Consider the following 8,129-nt stretch of genomic DNA (forward strand, 5'->3'; position numbering starts at 1 on the left):
ACGCCTCGGTGAGGATGTGCACGTCGTCGCTGAAGCGATGGCCCCAGGTGGTCACGTACATCTGCACGTTGTTGTAGTTGTAGTCGGAGTTGTTGAAGCTGTTGACGCAGGGGTACAGCATGTCGTTGTTGTCCTTGGACACCCAGCGCACGCAAGCCTGCAGAGTGGGGCGCGCCGAGCGGTTCCAGATCGCCGTGTCGTTCCCGCCGTTCACGCCCAGCTGGATGGTCCATTGCTGATTGAGGCGCGTGGTGGTCATCACGCCCATCTGTGTGTATGGGTCCACCGTGTAGAGCACCGAGTGCGTCACCAGGTAGTTGTTCGGCGAAAACTGCGCCTCGATGTCGGGCAGGGACAGGTAGCGGCCGAAGCGCACCACCATGCCTTCGGCGATGTGAGGCAGGTACACCTCGCCGTAGAACAGCATGGGATCGTAGCCGTAGATCTTTCCGTTGAGCGGCTGGTCCGGCTTCGGATTATTCAGCAGCTGGTTGCTGAACACGCCCTTCATCGTGGTGTAGTGGTAGTCGTATCCATACAGGTTGTCGAGATGGAAGCCCCAGTCGACATGGTCGGTCTGCACCGTGTCGGGAATGCGCTCGATGCGGAGCAGCGCCTGGTTGAACTCGACGCGGTTGGGGCGCGTGGCATACGAAAGCGGGTAGTTCGTGTGGCTCGACGTGCTGAGGTTCGCGGAAGCGTTGAGCCAGCCGTAGATCTCGATGCGATGGTCCGTCATCCACTTGCCGAAGCGGTTACAGGACAGGGCCTTTTCCAGTGGATAGCGCGTGTTGAGGTTGGGCACGCCGATCGGGTAGGCGACGCCGCCCAGCTGCCACTCCGCGGCGGGGAACGGCGGCGACGGCAGCGGCGAGGCCATGGCTCGGCGCGCGGGCGCCGGCGCGTTGGGGTCGGCGGGCCGGGCGTCCTCGCGGTAAGCCGCGGCAAAACGCGAGGCGAAGCCTTGTGAACAATCGTCACTGCTGGCGGCCATCGCCTTGGTGACGGGAGCGATCGCCAGCATGGCGGCGAGAACGGCATAACGTGTGGTGCGCATAAGTTGCCTGGTTACCTACCGATCCCTTCCGGGACCCCTGTCGGTGATTGAATGATGTGCTGCTTCGTGCTTGTGTCTTTGGCGTTTCAAATGCCGGCGTAGCCGCCAAGCTCGTATTCGTCGTCGACTCCCTTCCCGTTCTTGCTGGAGCAGCGTTCGAGGAATGCGCTCGACGTCGCGTCCGCCAGGGCTTCCCTGTGTTCGGGATGTACGACATGGACTTCCATGGCGAGATCGGCGTTGTCTTCGATGAATACGGTGAGTTTCAGGGTGTGCATGAGGTGGACTTCCAATCAGGCCAGCCCGATCAGGACCAGCAGCATGTCGATGAGCTTGATGCCGACGAACGGCACGAGGACGCCGCCCAGGCCATAGACGAGCAGGTTGCGCCGAAGCAGCGCGGCGGCCCCCAGGGCGCGGTAAGCCACGCCTTTGAGCGCGAGAGGAATGAGGAAGATGATGATCAGCGCATTGAAGATCACCGCCGACAGGATGGCGCTCTGCGGCGTCGCCAGGTGCATCACGTTCAATGCGTTGAGGGCCGGGTAGGTCGTGGCGAACGCCGCCGGGATGATCGCGAAGTACTTCGCGATGTCGTTGGCGATCGAGAACGTGGTGAGCGCACCGCGCGTGATCAGCATCTGCTTGCCGATCGCGACCACCTCGATCAGCTTGGTCGGGTTGGAATCCAGGTCGACCATGTTGCCGGCTTCCTTCGCCGCCTGGGTGCCGCTGTTCATCGCCACGGCTACGTCGGCCTGGGCCAGCGCCGGTGCGTCGTTGGTACCGTCGCCGCACATCGCCACCAGGCGGTTCTCGGCCTGGATGTCGCGGATGTATTTCAGCTTCGCTTCCGGCGTGGCTTCGGCGAGGAAGTCGTCCACACCCGCTTCGGCGGCGATGGCGGCCGCGGTGAGCGGGTTGTCGCCGGTGATCATCACCGTGCGGATGCCCATGCGGCGCATTTCCGCGAAGCGTTCCTTGATGCCGTCCTTGACGATGTCCTTGAGTTCCACGACGCCGAGCGTCAGCGCGCCGTCGACCACCACCAGCGGCGTGGCGCCGCGGCGGGCGACCTCCTCGGCCATGCGCTTCACCAGCGGCGGCATGTGGCTGTCCTGCGCGTCGAGGTAACGCTCCACGGCATCGAGCGCGCCCTTGCGGATATGGCGGGTGCCGACGTCCACACCGCTCATGCGCGTCTGCGCGGTGAAGGGCACGAACACGGCGTGGCGGTCGCCCGCGCGGCGCTCGCTCCAGCCGAGCACATTGCCAGCAAGCGTGACGATGCTGCGGCCCTCGGGGGTCTCGTCGGCCCGCGAACCCAGTTCGGCGGCCTGCGCGAGCTCGCGTTCCTCGATGCCCGGTGCAGGATGGAAGGCCACGGCCTGCCGGTTGCCGAGCGTGATCGTGCCGGTCTTGTCGAGCAGGAGCACGTCCACGTCACCGGCCGCCTCGACGGCGCGGCCGGACGTGGCGATGACGTTGGCGCGGATCATGCGATCCATGCCGGCGATGCCGATGGCCGAAAGCAACGCGCCGATCGTGGTGGGAATGAGGCATACCAGGAGCGCGACCAGCACGGTAAGGGTGATCGGGTTGCCGCTACCGGCCGCCCGAACGCTGTAGATCGAATACGGCAACAAGGTGGCGCAGGCCAGGAGGAAGATCAGGGTGAACTTGGCCAGCAGGATCGTCAGCGCGATCTCGTTCGGGGTCTTCCGGCGCGACGCGCCTTCCACCATCGAGATCATGCGGTCGAGGAAACTTTCGCCCGGGTTGCTGGTGATACGCACCACCAGCCAGTCGGAGAGCACGCGCGTGCCGCCCGTCACGGCGCTGCGGTCGCCACCGGCCTCGCGGATCACGGGAGCGGATTCGCCCGTGATCGCGCTTTCGTCCACGCTGGCGGCACCGGCTACCACCTCGCCGTCGCCGGGGACGAGTTCCCCCGCTTCCACCAGCACGTGGTGGCCGATGCGCAGCTCGCCCGACGGCGTGAACGTGGTGGGGCCGCCGCGGTCCGCCGAGGCCAGCTTCTTTGCGACGACGTCGCGACGCGAGCCACGCAGCGCGTCGGCCTGGGCCTTGCCGCGGCCTTCCGCCAGCGCTTCGGCGAAGTTGGCGAACAGCAGCGTGAACCAGAGCCACAGCGTGACCCAGAAGATGAAGGCGGTGGGCGCCTCGCCATGGCCGGCCAGCGCCTGCACCCACAACAGGGTGGTCAGCACGCTGCAGACGAAGACGACGAACATCACCGGATTGCGGAATTGCAGGCGCGGGGACAGCTTGCGGAACGCGTCGATCAGGGCGCGGGTGACCAGCGCGCGGTCGAAGCCCCGCGGGGTGTGCACATGGGTGGTCATGGGATCAGTGGCCCGTGGCGGACATCAATTGCTCGGCGATCGGGCCCAGGGCCAGCGCCGGCAGGAAGGTAAGGGCGCCAACGACGATCACGACGCAGGCGAGCAGAGTGACGAAGAGCGGCGTGTGGGTGGGCAGGGTGCCCGCCGACTCCGGCACATGGCGCTTAGCGGCGAGGGAACCGGCCATGGCCAGCATCGCGATCGCCAGCGGAAAGCGCGCCAGGAACATGCAGATGCCCAGCAACAGGTTCCAGAACGGCGTGTTTGCCGACAGTCCGCCGAAGGCGCTGCCGTTATTGTTGGAGGCGGAACTGACCGCGTAGAGGATCTCGCTGAAGCCATGCGCGCCGGGGTTGGCGACACCGGCCGTGCCGGCCGGCACCATCACCGCCACGGCGGTGCAGACGACCACCAGCGCACAGGGCAGGAGCACGGCCAGGCTGGCCATCTTCATCTCGTGCGCCTCGATCTTCTTGCCGAGGTATTCCGGTGTGCGGCCGACCATGAGGCCCGCGATGAACACGGCTACCACCGCGAAGGCGAGCATGCCGTAGAGCCCGGAGCCGACGCCGCCGAAGATCACTTCGCCCAGCTGCATCAGCCACATGGGCACCAGTCCGCCCAGCGGCGTGAGCGAGTCGTGCATGGCGTTGACCGCGCCGCAGGATGCCGCCGTCGTGATCGCCGCGAACAGGCCCGAGGACACGATGCCGAAGCGCGTTTCCTTGCCCTCCATGTTGCCGCCGGATTGCAGGGCACTGGCGTGCGCATCCAAGGCCAGACCGTGGAACGCAGGGTTGCCGGCCTGCTCGGCGGCGACCAGCCCCACGGTCAGCGGCACGAAGATGAGCAGCATGGTCGCGAGGATCGCCCAGCCCTGGCGGCGGTCGCCCACCATCTTGCCGAAGGTGTGGCAGAGGCCCGCCGGGATCAGGAAGATCGCCAGCATCTCGACGAAGTTGGACAGCGGCGTCGGGTTTTCGAACGGATGGGCGGAATTGGCGTTGAAGAAACCGCCGCCGTTGGTACCGAGCATCTTGATCGCGATCTGCGACGCGGCCGGACCCATCGGCAGCGTCTGCCTGCCATGCTCGAGGGTGGTGACGTCCAAGTAGGGCGCCACGTTCTGCACCACGCCTTGCGAAACGAGCAGGAGCGCGATGAGGAGCGAGACCGGCACCAGCACGTAAAGCGTGGCACGGGTCATGTCGACCCAGAAATTGCCCACGGCGGACGCACCGCGGCGCGCGAAACCGCGGATCACCGCGATCAGCACGGCAATACCGGTGGCGGCCGACAGGAAGTTCTGCACGGCAAGGCCTAGCGCCTGGGTGAGGTAGCTCATCGTCGACTCGCCCGCATAGCCCTGCCAGTTGGTATTGCTGGCGAAGCTGATCGCGGTGTTCACGGCCGAGTCCGGCGTGATGGCGCCGAAGTGCTGCGGATTCAGCGGCAGCCACTGCTGGGTGCGCTGGAGCAGGTACACCGCGGCCAGCCCAGCCACGTTGAACACCAGCATGGCGATGGCATAGCGCTTCCAGCCCATGTCCTCGTCGGTACGGATGCCAGCCAGGCGATAGAGCACACGCTCGATCCCCGCGCCGAGACGTGTCACGCGGTTAGGTTCGTCAGCGAAGACGAGGGCCATGTAGTGGCCCACGGGCTTCACCAGCGCCAGCAGGACGGCCAGGAACAGGCCGATCTGGATGAAATCGTTGGCTGTCATTCGAACCACTCCGGCTTCAGGAGGGCGACGCACAGATAGCCCGCAAGCGCCACGGCGATGACCATGGCGACGACATAGACGAGGGACATGGCGGCATTACCTCAGCGGCGACCCAGCCGGTCGCAGATCATGAGGAAGCCGATCGTCGCGGCCGTAAGCACGACGATGAGGAGGACGCACAGGATTTCCACGGTTGCTCACCATCGGAGAGGACGGTGCGCATTGTTCGCCCGGGGCGATATTTACGGCGTATCGATACGCGGGTAGGGCGTAACGTTTGCGTAAATTCTCACGGCAGCTGTAGGAGCGCGCCTGCGCGCGACAGCCTTTCGCCGAAGTGCCCAAGCCGGCGCGCCAGCTTCAAGGCATGGCCTCAAAACATGTCGCGCGCAGGCGCGCTCCTACAGGTGCGGGGTGGCTTCCAGCTTATCGCGGAACAGCTCGTCGATCCGCCGGTACTCGTCGTACCAGGAGTCCGCGTGCACGAAGCCGTGCCGCTCCATCGGGTACAGCGACATCCAGAAGTTCTTCTTGTGCAGCTCGATGAAGCGCTGGTACAGGCGGATGGAATCGCTGGCCAGCACGTTGTCGTCGATCAGGCCATGCTCGATCAGCAGCGGATCGGCCAGCGCCTCGGCGTAGTGGATCGGCGAGCTGGCCTTGTACGCCTCCGGGTCGATCTGCGGGTCGTTGAGGATGGCCGCCGTGTATTCGTGGTTGTAGCTGGTCCAGTCCGTGACCGGACGCAGCGCGGCGCCGGCGGCGAATTCGCCGGGCGCACGCAGCAGAGCCATCAGGGTCATGAAGCCGCCGTAGCTGCCGCCGTAGATGCCCACGCGCTTCGGGTCCACGCCGTGGTTCGCCACCAGCCAGGCCTTGCCGTCGAGCAGGTCCTCCAGTTCCGGATGGCCCATCTGCCGGTAGATCGCCGTGCGCCAGTCGCGGCCGTAGCCCTTGGACGCCCGGTAGTCCATGTCGAGCACGACGTAGCCGCGCTGGACCAGCAGGTTGTGGAACATCTGCTCGCGGAAGTACGACGGGTACGACAGGTGCACGTTCTGCAGGTAGCCCGCACCGTGCACGAAGATCACCGCCGGACGCGATGCCGCCGCGGCCGCGTCGCCGGGACCGTAGAACTTCGCCCAGATCGTGCCCGCGCCGTGCTTCGAAGGCACTTGCACGATCTTCGGGGCGATCCACTCGCGCGCCTTGTACGCCGGCTTGCGCGTGTCGGTCAGCTCATGGACCGCCGAGCCGTCCACGCCGATAGTCGCCAGCTGCGAGGGCACGTACGGCGACGAGTGCAGCACGGCGAGGCGGTTGCCGTCCGGCGACAGCACGAAATCGTCGAGTCCTTCGAACCGCGTGATCCGGGCAAGCTCCCCGCCCTTCACCGGCACCGCGTAGATGTCATAGCTGTACGGCGCCACCTTGTTCGTGCGTACGTAGAAACGCGAACCATCGGGACTCAACACCGGGTGGTCCACCTCGAAGCGGCCCGAGGTCAGCGCCGTGGCCTTGCCGTCCAGCGGGCGCGTGTAGAGCTGGGTGTAGCCGGATTCCTCGCTGAGGTACCAGAGCGTACGGTTGTCGCGCAGCCAGCCGAAGTCGTTGCCGTCCCAGTTGATCCAGGCCTTGTCGCTGAGACGGTGCCGGGATACGAGCGCGTGGCGGTCGAAGTCGACAGTGACGATCCAGCGATCCTTGTTGTCGATGGCGGTCAGCTGCACGGCGACCTGATCGCCGTCATCGCTCCAGACGATGCCCGGGCTGTACTCGGCGTTGACGATGACCGGCCGCTTCTTCGGCGCGGCAAGTTCGTCCGCGCGGTCGTTCTTGCCCTCCTTGCGCAGTGCCGCGACGGTCTTCGCGCGGATGTCGGCCAGCGGATCGTCCGCGATGCCGGGCAACGTGCCGGTGTCGAGGTCGTAGCTCGCGCGGGTCTTCAGGTCCAGCAGGCGCAGGGACTGCGGTACGGGATCCTTCCTGCCCACGTAGCTGCGCGTGGCCTCGCTTTCCGCATAACCCGACTCGGTCACGTAATGGGTGAGGTCGGCGATCTTGCCTTTGTCCGCGTCCTTGGCCTCGGTCACCACCAGCATCCAGTGGCCGTCCGGCGACAGCGAGGTATCCACGATGCTCACATTCTTGCCCAGCCAGAAGGGTTTCGGCGCGCGCCCGGGATCGGCCGCCGCCAGGGCGTCGGCGTCCTTGCTCATGGCCTCTTCGTCGGCGCGCAGATCGCGCAGCGTCTTGAACAAGGCCTGCTGGTCATCGGCGAGGCCGTCGGGCGTCTTCGCCTTGGGGTCGTCCTTCGCTTCCAGGTGCGCCACCTGCGCCACCGGGCCGCCCGTCACGGCATAGGCGAACCAGTCGTTGTCGGCGCGGAAGGTCAGCAGCCGGCCGTCGAGGGAGAAGCGCGGATCGCGTTCCTTCGCGCTGCTGCGGGTCACCTGCACGGTGGCGCCGCTGGCGAGGTCGCGCAGGAAGATGTCGCCGTGGCTCACGAAGGCCGCGTGCCGGTGGCCGCGGTCGAACACCGGCTTGCCGCCGTCGGCCTTCGCGGCCGCCGCGGGATCGAGGCGTTCCGGCGTGCCGCCGTTCGCGGCCACCCGCCAGAGATCGCGCACCGGCGTGCCGTCGTGCTTCAGCGAGTAATAGACCTGGCTGCCATCCACGCTCCAGTAGGTGTCCTCGACCGGCGGCCCGATCCAGTCGGGGTCGGCCATGATCGTCTCCATGTCCAGCGGCGGCTGCGCGGCCGGCGTGGGAGCGGCGGCAAGGAGTGTGAGCAGGGCGGCGGCGAGTACGCGCATGGTCGTTCCGGTTGCGGCAAATCGGCCGAGCATACCCGGCCACGACGCCGGGTTGTAGGAGCGCGCCTGCGCGCGACATGTTTTGAGGCCGTGAGCAACTGGCCCTGTTAGGCCTCGCGAAAAGCTGTCGCGCGCAGGCGCGCTCCTGTCTCTTATACACATCT

The 8,129-nt window shown here is 66.3% G+C and carries 6 protein-coding genes; all 6 read right to left on the reverse strand.

Translation table 11 applies throughout. The features are described 5' to 3' along the window. On the reverse strand, positions 1 to 1,057 hold a 1,057-nt coding region (locus tag ACR9ZH_RS18160; RefSeq protein ID WP_481292167.1), incomplete at its 3' end, for an outer membrane beta-barrel protein. Positions 1,058 to 1,143: 86 nt separating this feature from the next. Then, complete coding sequence (locus ACR9ZH_RS18165; protein ID WP_481292168.1) at positions 1,144 to 1,335, reverse strand: hypothetical protein; 192 nt, start codon at positions 1,333 to 1,335, stop codon at positions 1,144 to 1,146. A gap of 15 nt (positions 1,336 to 1,350) precedes the next feature. Further along, positions 1,351 to 3,423: a potassium-transporting ATPase subunit KdpB gene (gene kdpB / locus ACR9ZH_RS18170; protein ID WP_481292169.1), complete on the reverse strand. Its 2,073-nt coding sequence runs from the start codon at positions 3,421 to 3,423 to the stop codon at positions 1,351 to 1,353. A 4-nt stretch (positions 3,424 to 3,427) separates the two neighbouring features. Further along, entirely contained in the window at positions 3,428 to 5,149 is a 1,722-nt protein-coding gene (gene kdpA, locus ACR9ZH_RS18175; RefSeq protein WP_481292170.1) for a potassium-transporting ATPase subunit KdpA, read from the reverse strand. Further along, positions 5,146 to 5,238, reverse strand: coding sequence for a K(+)-transporting ATPase subunit F (gene kdpF, locus ACR9ZH_RS18180; protein WP_481292171.1), 93 nt, complete (start codon positions 5,236 to 5,238; stop codon positions 5,146 to 5,148). Before kdpF ends, kdpA begins: the two co-directional genes overlap by 4 nt. Positions 5,239 to 5,550: 312 nt before the next feature. After that, a complete protein-coding gene (locus ACR9ZH_RS18185; RefSeq protein WP_481292172.1) occupies positions 5,551 to 7,965 on the reverse strand; it encodes a S9 family peptidase in 2,415 nt (804 codons plus the stop codon). Positions 7,966 to 8,129 lie beyond the last annotated feature (164 nt).

It is taken from the genome of Luteibacter sp. SVR4-7G (genome assembly GCF_056755555.1).